Source organism: Methylobacterium terrae (genome assembly GCF_003173755.1).
GTDB classification, from domain to species: domain Bacteria; phylum Pseudomonadota; class Alphaproteobacteria; order Rhizobiales; family Beijerinckiaceae; genus Methylobacterium; species Methylobacterium terrae.
The window spans coordinates 1752501-1778445 of record NZ_CP029553.1; the positions used below are offsets into that span (position 1 = coordinate 1752501).

Genomic DNA, 25945 nt, shown 5'->3' on the forward strand with positions numbered 1-25945 from the left:
CGTCCACGCTTCTCTTTCTCGTATGCACTTGTCAAAGAGCGACCCGGCTGGAAACCGGGGCATCGTCGGCGACAAAGGGACCAGCGCCTGACCAAGGTCAGGCTCGCCAGCCCGGACTGTCTCGAAGATGGCTCAGCGCCCGGGCCGCTGTCGCGGCCGGCGCCGATGGGCTGGGGTATACGGCCGGCTCCCGGACCCGTCAACCCCTTTGCGAAACTTTCGCGACAGGCCCCTCCCCTCCCCCGTCCAGGAGCGGCACGGGCGCGGCGCAGAGCCAGCTTCGCATCGCCTCGAAGGTCCGGGTCGCGAAAGTCACGATCGCGTCCGGGTCGCCGTCCCGGGCCTCCTCGGCCAGGCGCAGGCGGAAGGCCTTCCACATCGTGCCGGTCTCGCGGCCATGGGCGGCGTAGTAGCGGCAGCCGCCCTCGGCGGTGAGGCCGAGCTGGCGGCCGATATGCTTGGCGATCACCTGCCCCCCGAGGGTCGAGCCTTCGAGGACGTAGAGCGCGCCGAAGGCTTCCGCCCGATCGCGCGGAAGGGTGATGGCAGCCGGGGGCAACTCCCGGATCGCCGTCTCGCCGAAACCGAGGACGCGGAGATCGGCGTCGAGATGCGCGAGCCTTCGGCGCGGGTCGAAGAACGCATCGTCGGCGAGGACGGCCGCCAGGGCCGGCTCGATGACGACGTGGAAACCCCGGAACCGGGCGAGCAGCGCGCGATAGCCGCCGAGGGTGGCGACGCGGGCCTCCCAGGCGAGGTCGCGCTCGATCCTCTCGTGGGCCTCTCGCGTCTCCGCGCGCAGCCGCTCAAGGATGTCGCTCACCGGGATCTCGCTCAAGCGGTGACCGTGAAGCAGGCGCCGGGACGGTTCTCGACCTCGAGACGGGCATTGATCTGGTCGAGCATCGCGCGGATCAGCTTCATGCCGAGGCCGGTGCCCCGGGCCGGGGCGTCGGGCCAGTCGCTGGGCAGGCCCTTGCCCTCGTCGCAGACCGAGAGCCGCACCCGCCCCTCGGTCTCCGCGACGACGCTGACGGCGACGCGGCCGCCGGCTTCCGCGTAGGCGTACTTGAAGGCGTTGGTGATCAGTTCGGTCGCGATGAGCGAGAGCGCCACCGCCTTGCGGTAGGGCACCATCAGGCCGGGCTGGGCGTCGAGGTCGACGGCGTGCCCCTCCCCGGCCATGCCGGCGAGGTCGGCGCAGAGGTTCTCGATCGTCTGCCCGAGATCGACCTCCTCGACGCTCTCCGCCTGGTACAGGCTGTCGTGGACCCGCGCCACGCTCATCACCCGGGCCGCCGTCTCGGCGAAGGCGGCCTGCGAGGCCGGATCGGTCACCTGGCGGCGCTGCATCTGCAGGAAGGCCGAGACGATCTGGAGCGAGTTCTTGACCCGGTGGTCGATCTCGCGGGTGAGCAGGTCCTTCTGGGTGAGCAGGCGCTCCTTGTCGGCCAGGAGCCCGGTCAGCTCGGCGATCTTGCGCCGCTGGCGCAGCACCACGCCCTCCACCGCCTGGGCCAGGGCCTCGGCGATGCCGACCTGCCAGGGCGCGAACGGCTCGGAGACGCCGCGGCGCTCCTCGACCCAGCGCTCGAACGAGCGCCGGGGCAGCACCGCCACCGGCCCGCTGCCGGCGAGGACGGGCTTGCGCGGGTCGCCGCCCCAGGTGACCGTGCTCGGCACTTCCGGCCGAAACCACAGGAGGAGGTGGCGCCGCTCCGAATCGACGAAGACGGCGAGCAGGCCGCTGGCGCATTCGGCGTAGGGCGCGCTCGGCGGGTGGGCGGCGGCGAATTCCGCCGTGGCGTAGCTGCTGCGATCCGCCGGCATCGTCGCGCGCAGCCAGTCGGCGATCGTCAGGATCGCCTCGGGCGGCGGCGTCTCGCCGAGGCGGCGCACGACGTCGTTCGACACCGTGGCGGCGCCGCCGGCCTCGAACAGGTCGAGGAGGGTGTGGGTGTTCTCGGTCAGCGCGCTGACGAAATCGTCGGAGCGGGCGAGCTCGCGCACGAGCTCGCTCTCGAGCGCCAGGTGGGCCTGCTGCTCCTGCCACAGGCGCCGGCTCTCGAGCTCGTAGACCCGCATCGCGAAGGCGTCGGCGAGCACCGTCGCGGCGGCGCGGGTCTCCGGCGCGACGTAGTGCGGCCGGCGGTGGTGCCCGATCATCAGGCCCCAGAGCCGGCCCTCGACCAGGATCGAGATCGACATCGAGCCGTTCACGCCGAGGTTGCGCTGGTACTCGAGGTGGATCGGCGACAGGCTGCGGGCCTGGGCGAAGGTGAGGTCGACGGGGGCGTTGGCGGTGGCCGGCGTCGCCACCAGGGGCACCGGCACGTAGTCGCGGTCGATGACGAAGCGGCTCTTCGAGCGGGTGTAGAGGGCGCGGGCCTGGGCCGGGATGTCGGAAGCGGGAAAGCGCAGGCCGAGGAGGCTGCGGGTCCAGGCCGGGTCCTTGTCCTCGGCGATCGCGGCGCCGTTCCAGTCCGGGTCGAAGCGGTAGACCAGGATGCAATCGAAGCCGGTCAGCGCCCGGGTCTCGCGGGCCGCCACCTCGGCGGCGTCCTCCAGCGTCGCGGCGCCGCGCAGGCGGCTGATGGCGAGCTCGGTGTCGAGCTGGCTCGCGGTGCGGAAATCGTCCGGATGGGCCGGCGCCAGTTCGAGCTCGACGATGATGCGCTCGCCGTTGCGGTGGGCCACCGCCTCGACCGGCAGGTCGGAATCGGGGGGCAGGACGACGCGCTGGCGCACGGTGCGGCCGGGATCGACGCCCTCGCCCAGCAGGCTCTCGCGGATCCGGCCGGTGAGGCCGTCGCCGAGCACGTCGCCGAGCGATCGGCCGAGGGGATCCCGGTCGAGGGCGTCCCGCACGTTGCCGCTGCAGGCCACCACGGTCAGGGTGTCGACGTCGGCCGCGACCAGCACGGCATGGGGCTGGATCGCCCCGGGAATGTGGATCGGCTCCTGCTCGCACAGGCTCGGGTCGACGGGCTCGGCCCGAACCCGCTGGCTCACCGCCGCCTGCACCGCCTCGCGCCGGTGCCCGGGCTCCAGGGTCTCGACCGGCTCGGTGATGATCCAGTAGCGGTCGGGCGCAGCGGCCTGGCGCAGGGTGATCCGCACCTGCATCGGTCGCGGATCGAAGCCGTAGACGAACGAGAAGGTCTGATCGAGCCGGCCCCGGCGCACGCCCTCGCGGAAGCGGCCGTAGAAATGCGGCAGGTGCGTGCAGGGCGCGACCTCGGTGAAGAAGTTGCGGCCGATCATCCGCTCCGGGACGCGGCCCGAGAACGCGCTCTCCGCCCGGTTGTAACGGTGGATGACGCCGCTGCCGTCGATCTGGATCACGCCCTGGCGCAGGGCGTCGAGCTCCTGGGGCGCGAGCGCGTCGAGGTCGATCGTCGGGGCCGTCGTCTGGTCGGGCAAGGTCACGGTTGTTCCACGGGATCGATGGCCCGAAACGGCCGCGCATCCGGCGACGGGTCCGGCACCTTAACGACTTCCCACCCTGAACGGAACCGCAACGGATGACGGCACGCCGGCCCTCGACGCCTCACCGCGTGCCGCCGGTGCGCGCCGCCACCGCCTTCACGGCGCTCTGCAACCCCTCCTCGAGGGTCGGGTGGTAGAACGGCCGGTCGAGGAAGGCGGCGGCGTCCCAGCCCTCCTGCACGGCGATCACGATCAGGTGCGCGAGGTGCTCGACGCCGGGCCCGATCATCGCCGCGCCGGCGAGGCGGCCGTCGGGCTCGGCGTAGATCCGGATCAGGCCGGCGGCGCGGTCCATCGTCCGCGCCCGGCCCTGGTCGGCGAAGCTGGCCTCGCCGATCACCCAGCCGCGCGCCTCCTCGGCGTCGAAGGCCCGGCCGATCGCGGCGACCTGCGGATCGGTGAAGGTGAGGGCGAAGGCCGGCCAGGGCGGCGGCGCCTCGACCTGGGGGAAGCGCGCGGCGTTGCCGCCGGCGATCCAGCCCTGGCGCTGGGCCTCGTGCAGCACCGGGCGCTCGTGGTTCGCGTCGCCCGCGAGGAAGACCGGGGCGGTGCCGCACTGGAGCGTGCGGGGGTTGAAGTCCGGCAGGCCGTCCTCGTCGCAGGCGATCCCGGCGGCGGCGAGGTCGAGGTCGGACAGGTTCGGCGGGCGCCCGGCGGCGGCGAGCACGCGGGCGAAGGTGCCGCTGGCCTGCTCCCCCGAATCCAGGCGCCAGCTCAGCCGCACCGCGTCGCCGACGATCTCGGCCGCCTCGACGGTGGCGCCGAGGCACAAGTCGATCTCCGCCCCGATCAGCGCCGCGGCGCAGGCCGCGACCTTCGGGTCGCGGATGCCGCCGACGGCGTCGGCCGGGTCGAGGAGCGTCACCCGCACGCCGAGGCGAGCCATCGCCTGCGCGAGCTCGAGCCCGACCGGGCCGGCGCCCAGCACCGCGAGGGATTCCGGCAGCCCCTCGATCTCGAACAGGGTGTCGGTGGTGAGAACGTGGCTCTCGACCGGCCGCAGGGGTGGCGGCAGGGCCGGGGTCGAGCCTGTGGCGATCACCACCGCGCCGGCGACGACGCGGGTATGGTCGTCGACGAGGAGCGTGGTCTGGTCGCAGAAGCGGGCGGTGCCGGACACGCGCAGGTCCGGCGAAATCTCGTCGAGGCCCTCGAACACCGAGGCGACGAAGTCGTCGCGCAGGCGCCGCACCCGGCGCATCACGGCGGCACCGTCGATCCGGACCTCGCCGGCGGCGACGCCGAACGGCTCCGTCCCGCGGGCGTCGTGGGCGGCGCGCGCCGCCTCGATCAGGAGCTTCGAGGGCATGCAGCCGACCCGGGCGCAGGTGGTGCCGCCGGGGCCGCGCTCGATCAGGACGGCGCGGGCGCCGGCCTTGACGGCCGCGCCGTGCGCCGCGATCCCCGCCGTGCCGGCGCCGATGATCGCCACGTCGCAGGCCAGTTCACGCATCGCTGTTCCCTTCGGGCCGACCGGCGCGGCGCGGGCGGCGACGTCGCGGGCTTCACCACCCAGCAACTTCGATCGTGGACGATTCGTTCCGGCGCGTCAGGATTCCGACGTCCCCGACCTACGGCGCCGCGCTCTCGGCGAGCAGCCGGTCCACGAAGCCGGCGAGACCGACCTGGCGCTCGCGGCGCAGGTGCTCGGCGGCGAGGATCGCCTCCAGGGTCTTGAACGAGCGGTCGAGGTCGTCGTTGACCAGCACGTAGTCGTATTCCGACCAGCGCTCGATCTCGGTGCGGGCGTTGAGGAGCCGGCGCTCGATCGTCTCGGCGGAATCCTCGGCCCGGCGCTCGAGGCGGCGGCGCAGCTCGGCCATGCTCGGCGGCAGGATGAAGATCGTGACGACGTCGTCGCGCAGCTTCCCCCGCACCTGGCGGGTGCCCTGGTAGTCGATGTCGAAGATCATGTCGCGGCCGGCGGCGAGCGCCCGCTCCACCGGGCTGCGCGGCGTGCCGTAATAGTTGCCGTGCACCTCGGCCCATTCGAGCAGGTCGTCGCGCTCGCGCAGGTGCTCGAAGGCGTCCCGGTCGATGAAGCGGTAGTGCTGGCCGTCGATCTCCGACGGGCGGCGCGCCCGGGTGGTCACCGAGACGGAGAGTTCGAGGCCCCATTCGGGACGCTGCGCCAGCGCCCGGGTCAGGGTGGTCTTGCCCGCCCCCGAGGGCGAGGAGAGGATCAGCACCAGGCCCCGGCGCGCCACCGGCGAGGTCAGGAGTTCGGAGCCCATGGTCGACACCATCGCGTTGCTTCACCCTGTGGTCGGCACCGCCCGGGAGACCTCGTGCGGCGCGACGCGGACCGGCGCCAGCCGTCCGTTCGATTCGAGACCCATCCCATTGCCGTCCGCCCGGCCGACGCGCAACCGGCGAGATGACGGCGGGACGGGGACAAGTGCCCCCTACTCGACGTTCTGAACCTGCTCGCGGAACTGCTCGACCACCGCCTTGAGGTCGAGGCCGATGCGGGAGAGCGACACGTCGTTGGCCTTGGCGCAGAGCGTGTTGGCCTCGCGGCCGAGCTCCTGGGCCAGGAAGTCGAGCCGGCGCCCGACGGCGCCCCCCGCCGCGAGCAGGTCGCGCGCGGCACCGATATGGGCGCGCAGGCGGTCGATCTCCTCGCGCACGTCGGCGCGGGCGGCGAGCAGCACCGCCTCCTGGTGCAGGCGCGCCGGATCGAGGCTGGCGGCCTCCATCAGGGCCGCGACCTGGGCGGCGAGGCGGGCCTTCACCGCCTCCGGCCGGCGGGCCGGGCAGGCTTCCGCCGCCTCGACGAGGTCGGCCATCGCGGCGAGCTGACCCTCGACCACGTCGAGGAGCGCCCGGCCCTCGGCGCGCCGCCCCTCGGCCAGGGCCTCGACCAGCCGGCCGGCCGCCGCCGAGAGGTCGCGGCGCAGCGCCTCGTCGTCGCCCGTCTCCTCCTCGACCTCGATCACCCCGCGAATGCCGAGGAGACCGTCGACGGAGGGAAGCGTGATGCCGAGCGGCATCGGCACCCGGGTCACCGCCTCGGCCAGGGAGGCGAGGAGCGCCTCGTTGATCCGCACCCGCGGCGTGGCCTCGGCCCGCGACAGGGTCAGGGTGAGGTGGCAGGTGCCGCGGCCGACGCGCTTCTGCACCAGGGCGCGGGCCTCCTCGCCGACGGCGTCGAGACCGGCCGGAACCCGGACCCGGACCTCGAGCCCGCGGCCGTTGACGCTCTTCAGCTCCCAGGCCCAGTGGGCGGGCCCGGTGCTTCCGGCCTCGCGGGCGAAGCCGGTCATGCTGGCGATGGACATCGATGGTGCTCGGAGGGTTGGAGCCTCGTCCGACGAAGCGCAGACCGGTTCGTCGTCGAAAATGCGGCGGAATCTGAGGACCGGGAGCCCCGTCCGATCGCAGCGCGATCGGGCGCCGCTCTAGCGCGAGCCGGGCCCGGCCTTGGGCTGGGACAGGACCGGGACGGTCTTGGGCGAGTTCAGGTCGAAGGTCTTGTTGCGCAGGGGGTCGCGGGCGGTCCCCTCCGAGGCGTCGAAGGCGCGCGAGCGCGCGCCGTTCGCCTCGCTGCCGTCATAGGCGAGCGGCGCGCCGGGCAGGCCGGTGCGCGGCGGCAGCGCCGCCGGATCGGCCTGCGGCGGCGGCTCGACCTTGTCGACGCCGACCGTCGAGCCCGGATCGGACGCGGCCTTCGCCTTCTCGACCTGGCGCCAGCGGGCGACGTTGCGGTTGTGCGCGTCCAGGGTCTCGGCGAAGACGTGGCCGCCGGTGCCGTCGGCGACGAAGAACAGGTCCTTGGTGCGCGAGGGGTTCGCCACCGCCTCGAGCGCCGCGCGGCCCGGATTGGCGATCGGCCCCGGCGGCAGGCCCTCGATCGCGTAGGTGTTGTAGGGCGTCACCCGGTCGATCTCGGAGCGCAGGATGCCGCGCCCGAGGGTGCCGCGCCCGCCGACGAGGCCGTACACGATGGTGGGATCGGATTGCAGCCGCATCCGCTTCTGCAGGCGGTTGACGAACACCCCGGCGACCCGCGGGCGCTCGTCGGCCCGGCCGGTCTCCTTCTCGACGATCGAGGCGAGGGTGACCATCTCCTGGGGCGTGCGCACCGGCACGTCGGGCGAGCGGCGGGCCCAGATCTGGCTCAGGACCTCGCGCTGCTTGGTGCGCATCAGGTTGAGGATCTTCTGGCGGGAATCGCCGCGCTCGAACTTGTAGGTGTCGGGGAGCAGCGAGCCCTCGGGCGGGGTCTCGTTGATGTCGCCCGTGAGCACGTCGTTGTCGTTGAGGCGGGCGACGATCTGCTCGCTCGTCAGGCCCTCCGGGAAGGTGATGGCGTGCTGCACCGGCCGGCCCTGGACCAGCACGTCGACCACGTCGTCGATGCTGGCATGGGCCTTGAAGTTGTACTCGCCGGCCTTCAGCGCCGCCTTGCGGCCGAAGCGGGCGGTGAGCTCGAACAGCATCGGATGGTCGATCACCCCCTCGCGCTTGAGCAGGTCGGCCATCTCGCCGACGCTGGAGCGGGGCACCACCACGACCTTGTCGGCGGGGAGCGGGCCGGCCTCGTTGGTCTGGCGCTCCAGCACGACGAGGCCCAGGATCGCGCCGAGGCCGAGGATGACGAACAGGGTCAGGAAGCCGCTCACCGCCGAGAGCAGGCCGCCGCGCTCGCGCACCGGCTTCTCGGGCGGGGGCGGCGCGGCCGTCGGCTTGATGGCCTCGCTCGGGCTGCGCGGGGCGAGCCGGTTCGGCTGGCTGACCGGCTCCGGCGCGCTCGGCGCCGGGTCCTGCGTCTTCGATCTGCGAAACATGGCGGTCCTGTCGTGGCGCGTCCGGGGAGCCGGCCGGTGGACGCGCGTGCCGGCCCGATAGGGCGGAGAGCGAACGAGACCCTAGCAAGTTTTATGGCGAAATGGAGCCGGACCGTGCCGGGGCCACAGACAAGAAAGCCCCTCCGCGCGAGCGAGAGGGGCTTTCCGAGGTCTCTTCGGCCGGTCGAGAGCCGGGTCGACGACCCGGCACCGGTTTCTAGACCCGCCGCAGGATCAGCGAGGCGTTGGTGCCGCCGAAGCCGAAGGAGTTCGACAGGGCGATGTCGACGGTCCGCTTCTGCGCCTTGTGCGGCACGAGGTCGATCGCGGTCTCGACCGACGGGTTGTCGAGGTTGAGGGTCGGCGGCACGACGCCGTCGCGGATGGCGAGCACGGAGAAGATCGCCTCGATGGCGCCGGCGGCGCCGAGCAGATGGCCGGTGGCGGACTTCGTCGATGACATCGCCACGTCGGTGGCGTTGCCGAGCAGGCGCTCGACGGCCTTCAGCTCGAGCTCGTCGCCGAGCGGCGTCGAGGTGCCGTGGGCGTTGATGTAGTCGATCTCGGACGGGGCGATGCCGGCCCGCTTCACCGCCGCGCTCATGCAGCGGAAGGCGCCGTCGCCGTCCGGCGAGGGCGAGGTGATGTGGTAGGCGTCGCCCGAGAGGCCGTAGCCGATCACCTCGGCGTAGATCTTGGCGCCGCGCGCCTTGGCGTGCTCGTACTCCTCGAGCACCACCACGCCGGCGCCCTCGCCCATCACGAACCCGTCGCGGTCGCGGTCGTAGGGGCGGGAGGCGCGCTGCGGCTCGTCGTTGAAGCCGGTCGAGAGCGCCCGGCAGGCGGCGAAGCCCGCGAGCGAGAGACGGTTGATCGGCGATTCGGCCCCGCCGGCCAGCATCACGTCGGCGTCGCCGAGGGCGACGAGGCGCGCGGCGTCGCCGATGGCGTGGGCGCCGGTGGAGCAGGCCGTCACCACGGCGTGGTTCGGACCTTTCAGGCCGTGGGCGATCGAGACCTGGCCGGAGGCCAGGTTGATGATCCGGCCCGGGATGAAGAACGGCGAGATCCGCCGCGGTCCCTTCTCGAACAGCGTCACCGAGGCATCGTAGATGCCGCCGATGCCGCCGATGCCCGAGCCGATGAGGACGCCGGTGGCGCACTGGTCCTCGTGCGAGGACGGGTGCCAGTCGGCGTCGTCGAGCGCCTGGCCGGCCGCCGCCATCGCGTAGACGATGAAGGGGTCGACCTTGCGCTGCTCCTTGGCCTCCATCCAGGTATCGGGATTGAAGGTGCCGTCGCTGCCGTCGCCGAGGGGGATCGAGCAGGCGATCTTGCACGCCAGATCCGACACGTCGAACGCCTCGACGCGGGCGGCCCCGCTTTGCCCCTCGATGAGGCGGCTCCACGTGACGTCGACGCTGCTGCCCAGCGGCGACACCATCCCGAGGCCCGTGACGACGACTCGACGCATCGCGTTATCCCGACCCGATCCCATGACGGAAGCGTTAACCTTTCAGCGAGACGGAGCCGGGCTTCAGCCGGCGTTCTTCTCGAGGAACTTGATCGCGTCGCCGACCGTCTGGATCGTCTCGGCGGCGTCGTCCGGGATCTCGACGTTGAACTCCTCCTCGAACGCCATCACCAGCTCGACGGTGTCGAGGCTGTCGGCGCCCAGATCGTCGATGAAGTTCGCGTTCGGGGTCACCTTCTCGGGCTCGACGCCCAGGTGATCGACGACGATCTTCTTCACCCGGTCCGCGATATCGCTCATCGTGTAGGTCCTTAAGTTACTGCTCGTGGAACTGTTCGAGGCCGCCGCGTGCGGGCGGAGCCCCGGGGGAGAGTTCGTGATGCGGCCGGGCGTGCCGGTCGCGCATGTCGTGGAAAAGCCGCGGACGGCCGGCCCGTCAATCCCCTTGCACGGCCGGCGGGTGCTTAACACAGGGATTTAGCCCTGGCGAGGGCCGCTTCACCACCGGTTAAGAAACCGTGCCCCCGCCGGGGGAATGGGGCCCGTGCCCTCAGAACATCGCGTTCTCAGGGCATGGCGTTCTCAGAACATGGCCATGCCGCCGTTGACGTGCAGGGTGTGCCCGGTGACGTAGGCCGCCTCGTCGGAGGCGAGGTAGACCGCCGCCGCGGCGATCTCGGCCCCCTCGCCGAGGCGCCCCATCGGCACCGTGGCGAGGATGCCCTCGCGCTGCTTGTCGTTCAGCACGTCGGTCATCGGCGAGGTGATGAAGCCCGGCGCGATGCAGTTCACGGTGATCTTGCGGCTCGCCACCTCGGCGGCGAGCGCCTTCGTCAGGCCGACGAGGCCGGCCTTGGCGGCGGCGTAGTTGCCCTGGCCGGCATTGCCGGTCGCGCCCACCACCGAGCCGACGTTGACGATGCGGCCGTAGCGGCGCTTCATCATGCCCTTCACCGCCGCCCGCGACAGCCGGAACGCCGCCGTCAGGTTCACCGCGATGACGCTGTCCCACTCCTCGTCCTTCATGCGCAGGAAGAGGTTGTCGCGGGTGATGCCGGCATTGTTGACCAGCACGTCGAGCCCGCCGAGCGCGGCCTCCGCCGCCGGCACCAGGGCCTCGACCGCCGCGGTATCGGACAGGTTGGCCTCGAGGATGTGGACCCGCTCGCCGAGCTCGCCCGCGAGCGCCTCCAGGGCCTCGCGCCGGGTGCCGGAGACCGCCACGTGGGCGCCCTGGGCGTGCAGGGCCCGGGCGATGGCGCCGCCGAGGCCGCCGGTGGCGCCGGTGACGAGGGCCTTGCGGCCGCTGAGGTCGAACATGGAGACGGTCTTTCTCAGAGCGTGAAGGCCGCGACCTCGGCCGAGGTCCCGACCGGCGTGGCGGAGCTCCCCGCCGCGATGCGCTTGACGAGGCCCGACAGCACCTTGCCGGTGCCGATCTCGAAGAACGTGTCGACGCCGGCCGCCGCCATGGCGGCGACGCATTCGCGCCAGCGCACGGTGCCGGTCACCTGCTCGACGAGCGCGCTCCGGATCGCCGCCGGGTCGCCGATGGGGGCGGCGAGCACGTTCGCCATCACCGGAACGGCGGCGGGGCGAAGCGCGACGGCGTCGAGCGCCGCGCGCATCGCCTCGGCGGCCGGCGCCATCAGGCTGCAATGGAAGGGCGCGGAGACGTTCAGCATCACCGCCCGCTTGGCGCCGCGGCCCTGCGCGAGGGACACCGCCCGCTCGACGGCGGCACGGGTCCCCGAGACCACCACCTGGCCGGCGCCGTTGTCGTTGGCGACGTCGCAGACATCGCCCTGACGGGCCTCCGCCGCGACCTCGGCCGCCGCCTCGACGTCGAGGCCGAGAAGCGCCGCCATGGCGCCGGAGCCCACCGGCACCGCCTTCTGCATCGCCTCGCCGCGCAGGCGCAGCAGCCGCGCCGTGTCGGCGAGCGACAGGCTGCCGGCGGCGGCGAGCGCGCTGTACTCGCCCAGCGAGTGGCCGGCCACGTACGCCACGTCCCGGGCGAGATCGAGGCCGCGCTCGGCCTCCAGCACCCGCAGGACCGCGAGGCTCGAGGCCATCAGGGCCGGCTGGGCGTTGGCGGTGAGCGTCAGCTCCTCGGCCGGGCCCTCGAACATCAGGCGCGAGAGGTTCTGCCCCAGGGCCTCGTCGACCTCGGCGAAGACCGCCCGGGCGGCGGCGTGATCCTGGGCCAGGGCGGAGCCCATGCCGACGGCCTGGCTGCCCTGGCCCGGAAAGATGAAGGCGCGCGACACGTGCGGGGTGCTTCCTGCCCTGAGAGCTTCGATGCGGCTGCGGGACGCAGCGATTGGGCGGCGCCAGTCGCAGAGCGGATGCCGCTAGTCAAGCGTGGCCGGATCGTAAAAATCCGGCGCACCTCGATGGACGGCGCCGTGGAGTCACGTCCCGCTCTCGTCAGCCCTCGTCGAAGAAGTCGACCTCGCCGGTATCGAGGCTGTAGGCCGCCCCGACGATCCGCAGCCTCTTCTCGGCGAGAGGCGTCAGCAATTCGGGGTCCGAGGCGGTGCGCAGGCGCCGCACGACCCGGCCGACATTCGCCCGCACCGCGTTCTCGACGAGGTCGCCGCCCTTGTCGCGCACGCCGAGCACCGCCGGGACGATCGGCTCGATCATCTGGCCGATGGCGCCCGGAAGGACCGTGTTGTTCCTCACCACGTCCACCGCCGCCTCGACGGCGCCGCAGCGGCTGTGGCCCATCACCAGGATCAGCGGCACGCCGAGCTTGGCCACCGCGTACTCGATCGAGCCGAGCGCCGTGGTGTCGACGGTGTTGCCGGCATTGCGCACGATGAACAACTCGCCCAGGCCCCGGCCGAACAGGATCTCGGGCGAGACGCGGGAATCCGAGCAGCTCACGAGCACGCAGAACGGCGTCTGCCCGAGCGCGATCTCGATGCGCCGCTCGCGGCCCTGGACCGAGCGCACCGGGCTGTCGGTCTTGAACAGCCGGTTGCCCTCCTTCATCGCCTCGAGGGCCTGGTCGGGCGTCATCGTGGTGCGCTTCGTCGACGGGGTCGCCGCCCGGGCGAGGCCGGGCGGCAGCACGGCGGTGGCGGCGATGGCCGCACCCAGGCTGCAGCCGCAGCCGAGCAGGTGGCGCCGGCTCGGACGGTTCGTCATCGGGTCGTCTCCTCAGGCATGGGCCGCCTCCCGCGCCGCCCCTCGGAGGCGGGGACCGGTCGATCAGTTGTCGGGGCGGATCACCCGATGCGCAATCATCCGGAAACATTAGGCCGGGCGGCGCCGGGATCGGCCCGCGCGCCCGTTCGACGCCGGTGCTTGTTGCAAAACGGCATCTCGTGTAGGGAGGCCGCTACTCCGAGATTTTCGTTTGACCAAGGAAGGGGTCGCGCATGGCTCGCGTCACCGTTGAGGACTGCATCGACAAGGTCGAGAACCGCTTCGAGCTGGTTCTGCTCGCCGGCCACCGGGCGCGCCTGCTCTCCTCCGGCGCCCCCCTCACCATCGACCGCGACCGCGACAAGAACCCGGTCGTGGCCCTGCGCGAGATCGCCGACGAGACCATCACGCCGGACGACCTCAAGGAGCAGCTGATCCACTCGCTGCAGAAATACGTCGAGGTCGACGAGCCGGAGGCCGAGACGGTGCCGCTGCTCTCGAGCTCGCCCGCCGCCGCCGCGGTGGCGCCGCAGGGCTCGGGCGACGGCGACGACATCCAGTTCGACCGGATGAGCGAGGAGGACCTGCTGCGCGGCCTCGAGAACCTCGCGCCCCCGACCGAGACCGAGGAAGAGGGCGACTGAACCTTCCGGCTCCACGCTCCGACGCGAACAGGACCCGGCCGAGAGGCCGGGTTTTTTCGTGACCCCGCGCGCGAGCGGGGCTGCCGCGACGTTTAGGGGCTGGCGCGGTCGTCGCTTCGGCTCGATATTGGTCCCCGGACCTCCACCAGCGTCGTCGGCGTTCAGCGCAACCGGCCCTCCGGCACGCCGCGACGCCTCCGCGCCGGCCCCTGGCCGGCGCCCCGTTGCGCGCCCAAGGAGACCAACGGCGGATGATGCGCCAGTACGAGCTCGTCGAGCGGGTCAAGGCCTACAATCCCGGCGCCGACGAGGGGCTGCTGAACCGGGCCTACGTCTACGCGATGCGGGCGCACGGCACGCAGAAGCGCGCCTCGGGGGATCCGTTCTTCGCCCACCCGCTCGAGGTGGCGGCCATCCTCACCGACCTGCGGCTCGACGACGCCACCATCGTGGCGGCGGTGCTGCACGACACGGTCGAGGACACCGCCGCCACCCTCGACGAGATCAACCGGGTCTTCACGCCGGAGATCGGCAAGCTCGTCGACGGGCTCACCAAGATCAAGCGCCTGGATCTCGTCTCGAAGCGCGCGGCTCAAGGAGAGAACTTCCGCAAGCTCCTCCTCGCCATCGCGGCCGACGTGCGGGTGCTGCTGGTCAAGCTCGCCGACCGGCTGCACAACATGCGCACCCTGCAGCACATGCCGGCGGAGAAGCGCGCCCGGATCGCCCAGGAGACCCTCGACATCTACGCGCCCTTGGCCAGCCGCATGGGCATGCAGGAGCTGCGCGAGGAGCTGGAGGACCTCTCCTTCGTCAACCTGAAGCCCGACGTCTACGCGACGATCGCCAAGCGGCTCTCCGACCTCTCGGCCAAGTCCGAGCGGCTGGTCGAGAGCATCGAGCGCGACCTCGTGGCGAAGCTCGCGAATGCCGGCATCACCGCCATCGTCAAGGGGCGGCAGAAGCGCCCCTACTCGATCTGGAGCAAGATGGAGCGCAAGTCGGTCGCGTTCGAGCAGCTCTCCGACATCTTCGGCTTCCGGGTCATCGTCGACACCGTCGATACCTGCTACCGCGCGCTCGGCGTCGTCCACACGACCTGGCCGATGGTGCCGGGGCGCTACAAGGACTACATCTCGACGCCGAAGCAGAACGACTACCGCTCGATCCACACCACGGTGATCGGGCCGAAGAGCCAGCGCGTCGAGCTGCAGATCCGCACCACCGAGATGGACGAGATCGGCGAGTACGGCATCGCCGCCCACGCGCTCTACAAGGACGGCGCGCCGCATCTGGCCACCGAGAGCGGCGCCTACCAGTGGCTGCGCCGCACCATCGAGCTCCTGGCCGAGGGCGACAGCCCGGAGGAGTTCCTCGAGCACACCAAGCTCGAGCTGTTCCAGGACCAGGTGTTCTGCTTCACCCCCAAGGGCCGGCTGATCGCGCTCCCCCGGGGCGCGACCCCGATCGATTTCGCCTACGCCGTCCATACGGATGTCGGCAACACCGCGGTCGGGGCCAAGATCAACGGCCGCATCGCCCCCCTCCTCACCGAGCTGCAGAACGGCGACGAGGTCGAGATCGCGCGCGCCGACGGGCAGACCCCGCCGGCGGCCTGGGAATCCCTCGTCGTCACCGGCAAGGCGCGGGCGGCGATCCGGCGCGCCACCCGCTCGGCGGTGCGGCGGCAATATGCGGGCCTCGGCCGCCAGATCCTCGACCGCGCCTTCGAGCGGGCCGGCAAGAATTTCTCCGACGAGAAGCTGCGCGGCGCCCTGCCGCGGCTCGCCCGCCAATCGACCGAGGACGTGTTCGCGGCGGTGGGCCGGGGCGAGATGTTCTCCGGCGACGTCGTGAAGGCGGTCTATCCCGACTACAAGGACGAGCGCCGCCTCGCCGCGAGCCAGCCCGCTCCCGGGGGCCCGCGCCCGCACGTCAACGGCGCCGGGCGCCTCTCCCTCGACAAGGACCAGACGGTGCGCCTGACCTGGCCGGGCAAGGCCGCCCCCGGCAAGGAGGGCCAGAAGGAGGGCGGCGCCGACAAGGGAACTCCCGACGACGGCGCGATCCCGATCCGCGGCCTCGACCGCGACCTGCCGGTGCGCTTCGCCCCGGACGGCGGCGCCGTGCCGGGCGACCGGATCGTCGGCATCCTCACCCCCGGCGAGGGCGTGACCATCTACCCGATCCAGTCGCCGGCGCTCGCCGCCTTCGACAACGAGCCCGACCGGTGGCTGGACGTGCGCTGGGACGTCGACGGCGCCTCCTTCCAGCGCTTCCCGGCGCGGCTGGCCCTGCAGTCGATCAACGAGCCCGGCAGCTTCGCCCAGATCGCCCAGGTGATCGCCGACCACGACGGCAACATCGACAATATCTCGATGAAGCGCCGGACCCAGGACTTCACCGACGTGACGATCGACCTCGCGGTCTGGGACCTCAAGCACCTCAACGCGATCGTGTCGGAACTCAGGGCCAAGCGCGTGGTGAGCCGGGTGGATCGGGTCAACGGGTAGGATTGCGCGACGGCCGGGGCGCTGCCACAAGCCCCGGCTCAGTGCCGCTCTCGAACGACCACTGAAGGTGCCATGACCTCCGACGACGTCCTCGCCGAATTCCGCTCCGCCGGCGCCCTGCTGGAGGGCCACTTCGTGCTCTCCTCCGGGCTGCACAGCGCGGTGTTCCTGCAGAAGATGGCGATCTTCACCGATCCGGTGCGCACCGCGCGGGTCTGCGGCGCGCTCGCCGAGCGGATCGAGGCGCGCTACGGTCGGGTCGACTACGTCGTCTCGCCGGCGATCGGCGGCATCGTGCCGGGCTACGAGACCGCCCGGGCGCTCGGCGCCAGGGCGATCTTCGTCGAGCGCGACCCGGGCAAGCCCTTCGCCCTGCGCCGCGGCTTCCAGATCCCGAAGGGCGCTCGCGCCGTGATGGTCGAGGACATCGTCACCACCGGCCTGTCCTCCCGCGAGTGCCTGGCGGCGCTGACGGAGGAGCCCGGCGAGGTGGTGGGCGCGGCCTGCCTCATCGACCGCTCGGGCGGCAAGGCCGATCTCGGCATGCCGCTGGTCGCCCTCGTCACCCTCGACATCCCGAACTACCCGGCCGACCAGCTGCCGCCGGAACTCGCCGCGATTCCCGCGGTGAAGCCGGGCAGCCGCGCCCTGCCGGGCGCCTGAGCCCCGGGGGGCCTCCCCGCATCCTCGATGCGCCGCCGCGACCTCGCTTGACAGGCGCCGCGGCGCATCCTTAGCTGCGCGGATTGCGGCCGCTGCCCGGTGTGCGGCACCCGCGCTGATTGCCCCCGCCTGGATACTCAGGGGGCAGTGCTTTGCTCGTAGCGGCTTTTCTCGCAAGTGATTCTTTTCGTGCGGCCGTACCGCATATTCAAGGATAAATGATGCCCAATCCCCCCCGCAGCGCCCTGTTCATCGACGGCGCCAACATCTACGCCACCACCAAGGCCCTCGGTTTCGACATCGATTATCGCAAGCTCCTGGCCGATTTCCGGGCCCGCGAGAACCTTGTCCGCGCCTTCTACTATACTGCACTGATCGAAGACCAGGAATACTCCTCGATCCGGCCGCTGATCGACTGGCTCGACTATAATGGTTACCGCGTCGTCACCAAGCCGGTGAAGGAGTTCACCGACTCCACCGGTCGGCGCAAGATCAAGGGCAACATGGACATCGAGCTGACGATCGATGCCATGGAGTTGAGCCCCTATATCGACCACATGGTGCTGTTCTCGGGCGACGGCGACTTCCGGCCCCTGGTGGCGGCCCTGCAGCGCCGCGGCGTGCGGGTGACCGTGGTCTCGACGGTGCAGACCCAGCCGCCGATGGTGGCCGACGAGCTGCGCCGCCAGGCCGACGACTTCGTCGACATCGTGCAGCTGATCCCCCGCATCGGCCGCGACCAGGGCGAGCGCCCGGTGCGCCCGCCCCGCGCCCTCGGCGCCGACGGCCCGCGCGACGCGGGCTCCCGGGACTACGCTCCCCGGGACGCCGGAGACCGGGCGCCGCGCCCGAGCGTGAACCTCGAGAACCGCTACGGCATCCGCCAGAACGACGAGGACGACGCGGAGGATTGATCCCTCCGTCGCGTCTATCCGGGCCGGCTCAGCCGCCGGCCCGGGCCAGCGCCGCGAGGCCGCCCTTCGTCTCGACCGGCGCGCGCCATCCGAGCGCCTCCAGCCCCGCCGCCCGCGCGACCAGGGAGCCGGCCAGGCGCTCGCGCAGCGCGCCGCGGCCCGTGAGGCGCAGGGCCGCGTCGAGGAGCGCCCCCGGTACCGGCAGCAGGCCGGGCCGGCGACCGAGGCCGGCCCGCAGGGCACCGATCATCTCGGGCACGCTCAGGGCCTCGGCCTCGCTGACGATCAGGGGCCGGCGCAGCGGCGAGGGGGCCCGCAGCACCGCGTCGACGGCGTCGCTCAGGGACTCGACCGAGACGAGGGAGCGCCGGCCGGCAAGCCCCCCGAGGGGGAGCGGGTACGGCGCCCGGGCGAGCCGCATCAGCGCCGCCATGTTGCCCTTCTGGCCCGGCCCGTAGACCAGAACCGGGCGCAGGGCCGCGTAATCGATGTCGATGCCGTCCAGCGCCTCCTCGGCGGCGAGCTTCGAGCGGCCGTAGGGGTCGATCGGCGCCGGGGCGTCGGCCTCGGTGAGGATGCCGCTCGCGGAAGGGCCGGCTTGAGCCCGGATCGAGGACAGGAACACGAAGCGGCGCACCCGGGCGCGGGACGCCGCCTGGGCGAGGCCGCGCGTCGCCTCGGTGTTGAAGGTCCGGTAATCGTCCTCCGGCGCCCCCGACATCGCGTGGGCGAGCCCGGCCGAATGCACCACCGCGTCGGCGCCGGAGAGGGCCGCCGCCATGTTCTGCGGCCGGGCGAGGTCGCCCACCACCGCGCCGCTGATGCCCGGCGGCAGCTCCACCGGGCGGCGCAGCAGCACCCGCACCCGGTAGCCCCGGGCGGCGAGCGCCGCCAGCAGGTGGCGGCCGATGAAGCCGGTCGAGCCCGTGAGGGCGACGAGGGGAGCGGTCATGCGGCGGCCTTCCTGGCGGCGGGCAGGGCGAAGAGCCGGAGCAGGGCGGCGACGAGCGCCGCGCCCAGCGCCAGCGCGGCGAGCGACACCGTCCAGCCCGGCACGGCCAGCGTCGCGGCGGCGAGCAGCGCCAGGGCGAGGTTGAGGGCGAACACCGCCCCGACCACGAACGGCACCGAGCGGCCGTTGGTCGTGGCGCGCTGGTAGAAGTGGCTGCGATGCGCCTGCCACACCGGCTCGCTGGCGAGGGCCCGGCGGCCGAGGGTCAGGGTCGCGTCGGCGAGGTAGTAGAGCGGCAGCAGGATCGCGGCAGCGAGCCCCCCCTCCCCCGAGCCCCCTTCGCGGGCGAGCCGGTAGAGCAGCCAGGCGACGACGAGGCCGATCGGCAGCGAGCCGACATCGCCGAGGAAGAGTTTCGCCACCGGCCGGTTGAACGGCGCGAAGCCGAGGAGCCCGCCCAGCAGCGCCGCCGCCGCCAGGGTCGCGTGTCCCGGCAGGTGCCCGGCGAGGCCGAAGGCCAGGAGGGCGCCGAGCAGCGGCACCATCTCGGCCACCGTCATCCAGTCGAGCCCGTCCATGAAGTTCGTCAGGTTGACGAACCACAGGCCCGCCAGGACCGCGAGGGCGCGCTCGAGCCAGAGCGGCAGCCCGGGGATCAGCTGCCCGCCGGCGGCGGCGAGCACCAGCACCACGGCGGCCGCCTGGAGCGGCAGGCGCAGCGCGACCGGGAGCGGCCGGATGTCGTCGACGGCGCCGACCAGCGCCAGGGCGAGGGTGCCGGCGCACAACGCCGCGATCTCAGGGCTCACCGTCCCGACCAGCGCGAGCAGGACCGCGAGGGCGGCGATCACCACCGCGATACCGCCGCCCTGCGGGGTCGGCACGCGATGGCTCGACCGGGCGTTCGGCCGCGCGAGCGCGTAGCGCTGGAGGAGCGGGCGCAGGGCGACGATCAGCCCGGCCGACAGGGCGGCGGCGAGCGGAACGGCGACGAGGGGGCTGAGCGGCATGCGGCGGGAGGCGGGCTGAACGGGGAGGCCCCCACCCCTACCCCAGCCGCCCCGCCGCAGCCAGACGCCGCCTCACGCCGGCGAGGCCAGCGGCTTGCCCTTCTCGACGATGTAGGTGCTGACGAGGCGCACCGGCTTTGCCCCGCTCTTCGACCCGGCATGGGGCACGCCGGCCGGAACCTGGAAGCCGTCGCCTGCCTTGAGCACGCGGGTCGGCTGGCCCTCGATCGGCAGCTCGATCTCGCCCTCGACGATGTAGCCCGACTCGATCCCCGGATGGGTGTGGCGGCCGACCAGCACGCCGGGCTCGATCTCGACCTCCGCCGTGATGGTGACGTAGCCCGGCGCCGGCCCCTCGGTCTGGCCCAGGACCTTGCGCTTCACCCCCGGCGTAGCGGCGGGCGGCGACTGGGCGCCGGCATCGGTGGCGAGAAAGCCGGTCAGGCTGCAGATCGCGCACGAGGCGAACCCCGCGAAACCGCGGCGCGTCAGCATGGTGTTCCTCCCGTCGTCGCGCTCTGTTGCATTGGCGCGAGTGCAGGGAGTGTGCGCGCGTCCACGGGACAGTCAAGGGAGGGTGATAGACTGGCGGCCGCACGGTCGTGCGCGCGCCCCGAGATGTCGCCACCATCGCCAACACGCAGGGTCATCCCGGGCTCCGCTGTCGCGGCCCCGGGATGACCCGGAGGGTGTGATTCCGTCGAGGGAAGCGAGGCCGGTCCCGTCCCCTCAGAACACCTCTTCCCGCCGGGGCGCCGCGTCCTCCGCCTCGCGCCGTGCGATCGCGCGCTCGACCACCTTGGCGAGGCCGACCATGATCGTGTCGAGGGCGTAGTCCTTCGGGGTGTAGATCGCGGCGACGCCCATGTTCTTGAGCACCAGCTCGTCCTCGGGCGAGATGATGCCGCCGACGACGACCGGGATGTGGTCGAGGCCCTCCTGGCGCAGGCGCGCCCGGACCTCGCGCACCAGCGGCACGTGCGAACCCGACAGGATCGACAGGCCGATGATGTGGGCGTTGCGCTCGCGCGCCTTGGCGACGATCTCGGCCGGGGTCTGGCGGATGCCGTCATAGGTCACGTCGAAGCCGACGTCGCGGGCGCGGAGCGCGATCTGCTCGGCGCCGTTCGAGTGCCCGTCGAGGCCGGGCTTGCCGACGACGAGCTTCGGCGCCTCGCCCAGCCGCTCGCCGAGGTCGGCCACCAGCAGGCGCGCCTCCTCGGCCGCCCCCGAAGTGACGGTCTCGGGGCTGACCCCGGTCGGCGCCCGGTACTCGCCGAAGACCTGGCGCAGGCGCTCGCCCCACTCGCCGGTGGTGACGCCGGCCTTGGCGCAGGCGATCGAGGCCGGCATCACGTTGCGGCCGTCCCGCGCCGCGGCCTCCAGCTCGTCGAGCGCGGACGCGACGGCGCCCGCGTCGCGCTGGCTGCGCCAGGCCTTGATGCGGCCTTGCGCCTCCATCTCGACGGTCTCGGAGACGGTGAAGATCGCGCCGTCGCCGGCGGTGAGCGGCGAGGGCTCGCCGTTCTGGAACTTGTTGACGCCGACCACGACCTGCTCGCCGCGCTCGATCGCGGCGATGCGCCTGGCGTTCGATTCGACCAGGGCCCGCTTCATCAGGCCGGTCTCGATCGCCGCGACGGCCCCGCCGAGCGCCCCGATGCGGGCGAGCTCCGCCCGGGTCTCGGCTTTGAGCGCCTCGACCTTGGCGTCGATGGCGACCGAGCCGTCGAAGATGTCGTCGTATTCGAGGAGATCGGTCTCGAAGGCGAGGATCTGCTGCATCCGCATCGACCATTGCTGGTCCCAGGGCCGCGGCAGGCCGAGCGCCTCGTTCCAGGCCGGCAATTGCACCGCCCGGGCGCGGGCGCGCTTCGAGAGGGTGACGGCCAGCATCTCGATCAGGATGCGGTGGACGTTGTTCTCCGGCTGCTGCTCGGTCAGCCCGAGCGAGTTCACCTGCACGCCGTAGCGGAAGATGCGCTTTCGCGGATCGTCGATGCCGTAGCGGTCGCGGGTGATCTCGTCCCAGAGATCGCTGAAGGCCCGCATCTTGCAGATCTCGGTGACGAAGCGCAGGCCCGCATTGACGAAGAACGAGATCCGCCCGACCACGTCGGCGAAGCTCGCCTCGTCGAAATCGGGATCGTCCCGCACCGTGTCGAGGACCGCGATGGCGACCGCGAGCGCGTAGGACAGCTCCTGGACCGGCGTCGCCCCGGCCTCCTGCAGGTGGTAGGAGCAGACGTTCATCGGGTTCCACTTCGGAACCTGGCTCGTCGTGAACAGGATCACGTCCTTGGTGAGCCGCAGGGACGGCCCCGGCGGGAACACGTAGGTGCCCCGCGACAGGTACTCCTTGATGATGTCGTTCTGGGTCGTGCCTTGCAGCGCCGAGAACGGTGCCCCCTGCTCCTCGGCCACCGCGAGATACAGCGCCAGCAGCCAGGGGGCCGTGGCGTTGATGGTCATCGAGGTGTTCATCTGCGAGAGCGGGATGTCCTGGAACAGGGTCCGCATGTCGCCGAGATGCGCGATCGAGACGCCGACCTTGCCGACCTCGCCGCGGGCGAGCTCGTGGTCGGGATCGTAGCCGGTCTGGGTCGGCAGGTCGAAGGCGACCGAGAGGCCGGTCTGCCCCTTGGCGAGGTTGCCGCGATAGAGCGCGTTCGATTCCGCCGCCGTGGAATGGCCCGCATAGGTGCGGATGATCCACGGCTTGTCGCGCTTGACGTCCGGCTCGCCCATTTGCACCCTCGCCCCTCGTTGCCCGGCATGGCGGGACTTTTCGCCCGCCCGTGCCCGGATCCTAGCCGCGCCCGGTTTAACCGTCACCCTGACCTTGAGGCCGACAAGTCGGCCCCGTCGCCAAAAGGGCTATTGGAGCCCCCTTGGAACGAGGCTAGGATCCACGGTGCAGTGCAATATTTCAAGGGAGGGTCCGCGATGGCAGCGAGCGCCGCGTTGGAGCCGGTGGCAAAGGGTGGGTCCGAGTTGAAGGATCTCTACGACATCGGCGAGATTCCGCCGCTCGGCCACGTCCCGGCGAAGATGTATGCCTGGGCCATCCGCCGCGAGCGCCACGGCCCGCCGGAAACCTCGATGCAGATCGAGGTCCTGCCGACCTGGTCGATCGGCGACGACGAGGTGCTCGTCCTCGTGATGGCCGCCGGCGTCAACTACAACGGCGTCTGGGCCGGCCTCGGCGAGCCGATCTCGCCGTTCGACGTCCACAAGGCGGATTTCCACGTCGCGGGCTCCGACGCCTCGGGCATCGTCTGGGCGGTCGGCGCCAAGGTGAAGCGCTGGAAGGTCGGCGACGAGGTCATCGTCCACTGCAACCAGGACGACGGCGACGACGAGGAGTGCAACGGCGGCGACCCGATGTTCTCGCCGTCCCAGCGCATCTGGGGCTACGAGACCCCGGACGGCTCGTTCGGCCAGTTCTGCCGGGTGCAGTCGCGCCAGCTGATGCACCGGCCCAAGCACCTGACCTGGGAGGAGAGCGCCTGCTACACGCTCACCCTCGCCACCGCCTACCGGATGCTGTTCGGCCACGCGCCGCACACGATCAAGCCGGGACAGAACGTGCTGATCTGGGGCGCGTCCGGCGGCCTCGGCGTATTCGGTGTGCAGCTCTGCGCGGCGGCCGGCGCCAACGCCATCGCGGTGATCTCGGACGAGTCGAAGCGCGACTACGTCATGAGCCTAGGGGCCAAGGGCGTCATCAACCGCAAGGACTTCAACTGCTGGGGCCAGCTGCCGAAGGTGAACTCGCCCGAGTTCAACGAGTGGACCAAGGAGGCCCGCAAGTTCGGCAAGGCGATCTGGGACATCACCGGCAAGGGCAACGACGTCGACATCGTGTTCGAGCACCCGGGCGAGGCGACCTTCCCGGTCTCGGCGCTGGTGGTGAAGCGCGGCGGCATGGTGGTGTTCTGCGCCGGCACGACCGGCTTCAACATCACCTTCGACGCCCGCTACGTCTGGATGCGCCAGAAGCGCATCCAGGGCTCGCACTTCGCCCACCTCAAGCAGGCGGCGGCCGCCAACCAGTTCGTCATCGACCGCCGGGTCGATCCCTGCATGAGCGAGCTGTTCCCCTGGGACAAGATCCCGGAGGCCCACACCAAGATGTGGAAGAACCAGCACGCGCCGGGCAACATGGCGGTGCTGGTGAACTCGCCGCGGGCGGGCCTGCGGACGTTCGACGACGTGCTGGAGCTGTCGGGGTCGCGATAGCGACCCGCGTCCCCGCGCTTCCCGCCGCATCGGCGAGTTGCTAGAACACCTCCGAACTGACGCCGCGCGGGTTTCCTCCGCGCGGCGCGCATCTCGGACGAAGATCAATGGAAAAGTTCACCGTGCTGGAGGGCGTCGCGGCGCCGCTGCCGATCGTCAACGTCGACACCGACCGCATCATCCCCAAGCAGTACCTCAAGACGATCAAGCGCACCGGCCTCGGCAAGGGCCTGTTCTCCGAGATGCGCTACCGCGACGACGGCTCGGAGAACCCGGACTTCGTCCTCAACCAGCCGGCCTACCGCAACGCCAAAATCCTGGTGGCGGGCGACAATTTCGGCTGCGGCTCGTCGCGCGAGCACGCCCCCTGGGCGCTCGCCGATTTCGGCATCCGCTGCATCATCTCGACGAGCTTCGCCGACATCTTCTTCAACAACAGCGCCAAGAACGGCATCCTGCTGATCACGGTGGCGCCGGAAGACCTCGAGAAGCTCCTCGACGACGCCAACCGCGGCGCCAACGCGACGCTGACGATCGACCTCGAGAACCAGCTCATCAAGGGGCCGGACGGCGGCACGCTCCACTTCGACATCGATCCGGGCCGCAAGCACAACCTCATCAACGGCCTCGACGATATCGGCCTGACCCTCGAGAAGGCGTCCTCGATCGACGCCTACGAGCAGACGCTCGCCGAGCGGCCCTGGGCCTGACGGCGAACGGCGACGCTTAATCCCTCCCGGCCGGCGGGCGGTTCGCCGCGGCGACAGCCCCGCCGGTCTCCGGTTCCATCAGGACTTCCTTAACCCTGATGACGCCCCATTCGGGGTTCAGGACCGGGCAAACGGGAGAGACTTCTGCTCATGACGCGGCGCGCGACCCTCAAGGCCGCCACCCTGCTCTGCCTCGCCGGCCTCGGCCTGCCGCAGGCGGCGCTGGCGGATTTCCGCTCCTGCCTCGCCGGCATCGGCCAGGAGGCCGCCGCCCAGGGCGTGTCGCCGGCGGCGTTCCAGGCCGCCACGGCCGGGATCAGCTTCGACGACAAGGTGATCGAGCTGTCCCAGGCCCAGCCCGAGTTCAAGACGCCGATCTGGGACTACATGGCCGCCCTCGTCGACGACGAGCGGGTCGATGACGGCCGCGCCGCCATGCGCCAGCACGCGAGCGCCCTCGCCCAGGCCGAGGCGCGCTACGGCGTCGACCGCTACACCATCGCGGCGGTGTGGGGCGTCGAATCGAATTTCGGCAAGAACCTCGGCAAGATGCCGCTGGTGCAGTCGCTCGCGACGCTCGCCTGCGGCGGCACCCGCCGGCGCGAGTTCTTCAAGACCGAGTTGCTCGCCACCCTCAGGATCATCGCCAAGGGCGACATCGCGCCCGAGCGCCTGACGGGCTCCTGGGCCGGCGCCTTCGGCCAGACGCAGTTCATGCCGACCACCTATCACCGCCTCGCGGTCGACCTCGACGGCGACGGGCGGCGCGACGTGGTCGATTCGGTGCCGGACGCGGTCGGCTCCACCGCGAACTTCCTGCGCGTCGCCAAGTGGCACAACGGCCAGCCCTGGGGCTACGAGGTGCGGCTGCCCTCGGGCTTCAACGTCGCGGCGGCGGGCCGCAAGAACAAGAAGCCGGTGGCGCACTGGGCCTCCCTCGGGGTCACCCGCCTCGACGGGCGACCGCTCTCGGCCGAGGGTCCGGTCGGCATCCTGGCCCCCGCCGGCGCGAACGGCCCGGCCTTCCTGGTGACCAGGAACTTCGACGCGATCTACTCCTACAACGCCGCCGAATCCTACGGCCTCGCCATCGCGGTGCTGTCGGACCGCCTGCGCGGCAAGGCCGGCGTCCAGACCGCCTGGCCGACCGACGACCCGCCGCTGTCGCGCGCCGAGCGCCGCAGCCTGCAGAGCGCGCTCGCCGCCCGCGGCTACGACGTCGGCGAGCCCGACGGCCGGGTCGGATCGAAGACCCGCGAGGCGATCAAGGACATCGAGCGGCGGCTCGGCATGCCGCAGACCGGCCGGCCCGGCGCCAAGGTGCTGGAAGCGCTGCTGCGCGGCAATTGAGGGTCCGGTCCTCGATACCGGCCCTCGCACCCGCCGCG

General features: G+C 71.8%; 22 protein-coding genes. 7 read left to right on the forward strand and 15 right to left on the reverse strand.

What is annotated here, in order from left to right:
* Positions 1 to 199: 199 nt before the first annotated feature.
* The 11 genes from DK419_RS07870 to DK419_RS07920 all read right to left on the reverse strand — a co-directional run bounded on the left by DK419_RS07870 (position 200) and on the right by DK419_RS07920 (position 12909).
* Positions 200 to 823 (reverse strand): biliverdin-producing heme oxygenase, encoded by a 624-nt coding sequence (locus tag DK419_RS07870; protein ID WP_109962185.1) that lies wholly within the window; start codon positions 821 to 823, stop codon positions 200 to 202.
* Positions 824 to 834: 11 nt separating this feature from the next.
* Positions 835 to 3429 carry a histidine kinase dimerization/phosphoacceptor domain -containing protein gene (locus DK419_RS07875; RefSeq protein WP_245442868.1) on the reverse strand — a complete coding sequence of 865 codons (2595 nt, stop codon included), beginning with the start codon at positions 3427 to 3429 and terminating at the stop codon, positions 835 to 837.
* 121 nt (positions 3430 to 3550) lie between these two features.
* On the reverse strand, positions 3551 to 4942 hold the full coding sequence (locus tag DK419_RS07880; RefSeq protein WP_109958587.1) for a dihydrolipoyl dehydrogenase: 1392 nt from the start codon (positions 4940 to 4942) through the stop codon (positions 3551 to 3553).
* A gap of 118 nt (positions 4943 to 5060) precedes the next feature.
* Positions 5061 to 5735 carry a guanylate kinase gene (gmk, locus tag DK419_RS07885; RefSeq protein WP_208642295.1) on the reverse strand — a complete coding sequence of 225 codons (675 nt, stop codon included), beginning with the start codon at positions 5733 to 5735 and terminating at the stop codon, positions 5061 to 5063.
* A 159-nt stretch (positions 5736 to 5894) separates the two neighbouring features.
* Positions 5895 to 6770 carry a YicC/YloC family endoribonuclease gene (locus DK419_RS07890; RefSeq protein WP_109958588.1) on the reverse strand — a complete coding sequence of 292 codons (876 nt, stop codon included), beginning with the start codon at positions 6768 to 6770 and terminating at the stop codon, positions 5895 to 5897.
* 120 nt (positions 6771 to 6890) lie between these two features.
* Entirely contained in the window at positions 6891 to 8279 is a 1389-nt protein-coding gene (gene mltG, locus DK419_RS07895) for an endolytic transglycosylase MltG (protein WP_109958589.1), read from the reverse strand.
* A gap of 217 nt (positions 8280 to 8496) precedes the next feature.
* Positions 8497 to 9753: a beta-ketoacyl-ACP synthase II gene (fabF, locus tag DK419_RS07900; RefSeq protein WP_109958590.1), complete on the reverse strand. Its 1257-nt coding sequence runs from the start codon at positions 9751 to 9753 to the stop codon at positions 8497 to 8499.
* Positions 9754 to 9816: 63 nt separating this feature from the next.
* On the reverse strand, positions 9817 to 10053 hold the full coding sequence (locus DK419_RS07905; RefSeq protein WP_048430877.1) for an acyl carrier protein: 237 nt from the start codon (positions 10051 to 10053) through the stop codon (positions 9817 to 9819).
* 282 nt (positions 10054 to 10335) lie between these two features.
* Entirely contained in the window at positions 10336 to 11073 is a 738-nt protein-coding gene (fabG, locus tag DK419_RS07910; RefSeq protein WP_109958591.1) for a 3-oxoacyl-[acyl-carrier-protein] reductase, read from the reverse strand.
* A gap of 14 nt (positions 11074 to 11087) precedes the next feature.
* Positions 11088 to 12023: an ACP S-malonyltransferase gene (gene fabD, locus DK419_RS07915; protein WP_109958592.1), complete on the reverse strand. Its 936-nt coding sequence runs from the start codon at positions 12021 to 12023 to the stop codon at positions 11088 to 11090.
* 160 nt (positions 12024 to 12183) lie between these two features.
* Positions 12184 to 12909 carry a carbonic anhydrase gene (locus tag DK419_RS07920; protein ID WP_109958593.1) on the reverse strand — a complete coding sequence of 242 codons (726 nt, stop codon included), beginning with the start codon at positions 12907 to 12909 and terminating at the stop codon, positions 12184 to 12186.
* A gap of 233 nt (positions 12910 to 13142) precedes the next feature.
* On the opposite strand from DK419_RS07920, the gene rpoZ reads away from it, so the two are divergent.
* The 4 genes from rpoZ to DK419_RS07940 all read left to right on the forward strand — a co-directional run bounded on the left by rpoZ (position 13143) and on the right by DK419_RS07940 (position 17643).
* A complete protein-coding gene (gene rpoZ / locus DK419_RS07925; protein WP_048436834.1) occupies positions 13143 to 13553 on the forward strand; it encodes a DNA-directed RNA polymerase subunit omega in 411 nt (136 codons plus the stop codon).
* A gap of 251 nt (positions 13554 to 13804) precedes the next feature.
* Entirely contained in the window at positions 13805 to 16066 is a 2262-nt protein-coding gene (locus DK419_RS07930) for a RelA/SpoT family protein (protein ID WP_109958594.1), read from the forward strand.
* 72 nt (positions 16067 to 16138) lie between these two features.
* Entirely contained in the window at positions 16139 to 16729 is a 591-nt protein-coding gene (gene pyrE, locus DK419_RS07935) for an orotate phosphoribosyltransferase (protein ID WP_109958595.1), read from the forward strand.
* A 221-nt stretch (positions 16730 to 16950) separates the two neighbouring features.
* Positions 16951 to 17643 carry a LabA-like NYN domain-containing protein gene (locus DK419_RS07940; RefSeq protein ID WP_109962188.1) on the forward strand — a complete coding sequence of 231 codons (693 nt, stop codon included), beginning with the start codon at positions 16951 to 16953 and terminating at the stop codon, positions 17641 to 17643.
* Between the two features lie 28 nt (positions 17644 to 17671).
* Here the strand turns inward: DK419_RS07940 and DK419_RS07945 are convergent, their stop codons facing one another.
* The 4 genes from DK419_RS07945 to DK419_RS07960 all read right to left on the reverse strand — a co-directional run bounded on the left by DK419_RS07945 (position 17672) and on the right by DK419_RS07960 (position 22353).
* Positions 17672 to 18595 carry an NAD-dependent epimerase/dehydratase family protein gene (locus DK419_RS07945; protein ID WP_109958596.1) on the reverse strand — a complete coding sequence of 308 codons (924 nt, stop codon included), beginning with the start codon at positions 18593 to 18595 and terminating at the stop codon, positions 17672 to 17674.
* A complete protein-coding gene (locus tag DK419_RS07950; protein WP_109958597.1) occupies positions 18592 to 19605 on the reverse strand; it encodes an MraY family glycosyltransferase in 1014 nt (337 codons plus the stop codon). Before DK419_RS07950 ends, DK419_RS07945 begins: the two co-directional genes overlap by 4 nt.
* A gap of 72 nt (positions 19606 to 19677) precedes the next feature.
* Complete coding sequence (locus DK419_RS07955) at positions 19678 to 20100, reverse strand: cupin domain-containing protein (protein WP_109958598.1); 423 nt, start codon at positions 20098 to 20100, stop codon at positions 19678 to 19680.
* Between the two features lie 234 nt (positions 20101 to 20334).
* Positions 20335 to 22353 (reverse strand): protein meaA, encoded by a 2019-nt coding sequence (locus DK419_RS07960; RefSeq protein ID WP_109958599.1) that lies wholly within the window; start codon positions 22351 to 22353, stop codon positions 20335 to 20337.
* 198 nt (positions 22354 to 22551) lie between these two features.
* Here DK419_RS07960 and ccrA point away from each other — a divergent pair, with 198 nt between their 5' ends.
* The 3 genes from ccrA (at position 22552) to DK419_RS07975 (ending at position 25907) form a co-directional block, all read left to right on the forward strand.
* Positions 22552 to 23847 carry a crotonyl-CoA carboxylase/reductase gene (gene ccrA, locus DK419_RS07965; protein WP_109958600.1) on the forward strand — a complete coding sequence of 432 codons (1296 nt, stop codon included), beginning with the start codon at positions 22552 to 22554 and terminating at the stop codon, positions 23845 to 23847.
* Between the two features lie 107 nt (positions 23848 to 23954).
* Positions 23955 to 24557, forward strand: a complete 603-nt coding sequence (gene leuD / locus DK419_RS07970) for a 3-isopropylmalate dehydratase small subunit (RefSeq protein WP_109958601.1) — start codon at positions 23955 to 23957, stop codon at positions 24555 to 24557.
* Between the two features lie 150 nt (positions 24558 to 24707).
* The gene (locus tag DK419_RS07975) at positions 24708 to 25907 is read left to right on the forward strand and encodes a lytic murein transglycosylase (RefSeq protein WP_109958602.1); all 1200 of its coding nucleotides are present in this window, start codon (positions 24708 to 24710) and stop codon (positions 25905 to 25907) included.
* Positions 25908 to 25945: the final 38 nt, after the last annotated feature.

What these genes read in the sequence shown, in the direction of transcription:
- gmk (WP_208642295.1), bottom strand. Translation starts at nt 5,735, where the DNA reads ATGGTGTCGACCATGGGCTCCGAACTCCTGACCTCGCCGGTGGCGCGC.
- DK419_RS07950 (WP_109958597.1), bottom strand. Translation starts at nt 19,605, where the DNA reads ATGCCGCTCAGCCCCCTCGTCGCCGTTCCGCTCGCCGCCGCCCTGTCG.
- DK419_RS07975 (WP_109958602.1), top strand. Translation starts at nt 24,708, where the DNA reads ATGACGCGGCGCGCGACCCTCAAGGCCGCCACCCTGCTCTGCCTCGCC.
- DK419_RS07960 (WP_109958599.1), bottom strand. Translation starts at nt 22,353, where the DNA reads ATGGGCGAGCCGGACGTCAAGCGCGACAAGCCGTGGATCATCCGCACC.
- DK419_RS07920 (WP_109958593.1), bottom strand. Translation starts at nt 12,909, where the DNA reads ATGACGAACCGTCCGAGCCGGCGCCACCTGCTCGGCTGCGGCTGCAGC.
- DK419_RS07905 (WP_048430877.1), bottom strand. Translation starts at nt 10,053, where the DNA reads ATGAGCGATATCGCGGACCGGGTGAAGAAGATCGTCGTCGATCACCTG.
- DK419_RS07930 (WP_109958594.1), top strand. Translation starts at nt 13,805, where the DNA reads ATGATGCGCCAGTACGAGCTCGTCGAGCGGGTCAAGGCCTACAATCCC.
- fabG (WP_109958591.1), bottom strand. Translation starts at nt 11,073, where the DNA reads ATGTTCGACCTCAGCGGCCGCAAGGCCCTCGTCACCGGCGCCACCGGC.
- DK419_RS07880 (WP_109958587.1), bottom strand. Translation starts at nt 4,942, where the DNA reads ATGCGTGAACTGGCCTGCGACGTGGCGATCATCGGCGCCGGCACGGCG.
- ccrA (WP_109958600.1), top strand. Translation starts at nt 22,552, where the DNA reads ATGGCAGCGAGCGCCGCGTTGGAGCCGGTGGCAAAGGGTGGGTCCGAG.
- rpoZ (WP_048436834.1), top strand. Translation starts at nt 13,143, where the DNA reads ATGGCTCGCGTCACCGTTGAGGACTGCATCGACAAGGTCGAGAACCGC.
- leuD (WP_109958601.1), top strand. Translation starts at nt 23,955, where the DNA reads ATGGAAAAGTTCACCGTGCTGGAGGGCGTCGCGGCGCCGCTGCCGATC.
- fabF (WP_109958590.1), bottom strand. Translation starts at nt 9,753, where the DNA reads ATGCGTCGAGTCGTCGTCACGGGCCTCGGGATGGTGTCGCCGCTGGGC.
- mltG (WP_109958589.1), bottom strand. Translation starts at nt 8,279, where the DNA reads ATGTTTCGCAGATCGAAGACGCAGGACCCGGCGCCGAGCGCGCCGGAG.
- DK419_RS07890 (WP_109958588.1), bottom strand. Translation starts at nt 6,770, where the DNA reads ATGTCCATCGCCAGCATGACCGGCTTCGCCCGCGAGGCCGGAAGCACC.
- pyrE (WP_109958595.1), top strand. Translation starts at nt 16,139, where the DNA reads ATGACCTCCGACGACGTCCTCGCCGAATTCCGCTCCGCCGGCGCCCTG.
- DK419_RS07940 (WP_109962188.1), top strand. Translation starts at nt 16,951, where the DNA reads ATGCCCAATCCCCCCCGCAGCGCCCTGTTCATCGACGGCGCCAACATC.
- DK419_RS07945 (WP_109958596.1), bottom strand. Translation starts at nt 18,595, where the DNA reads ATGACCGCTCCCCTCGTCGCCCTCACGGGCTCGACCGGCTTCATCGGC.
- DK419_RS07955 (WP_109958598.1), bottom strand. Translation starts at nt 20,100, where the DNA reads ATGCTGACGCGCCGCGGTTTCGCGGGGTTCGCCTCGTGCGCGATCTGC.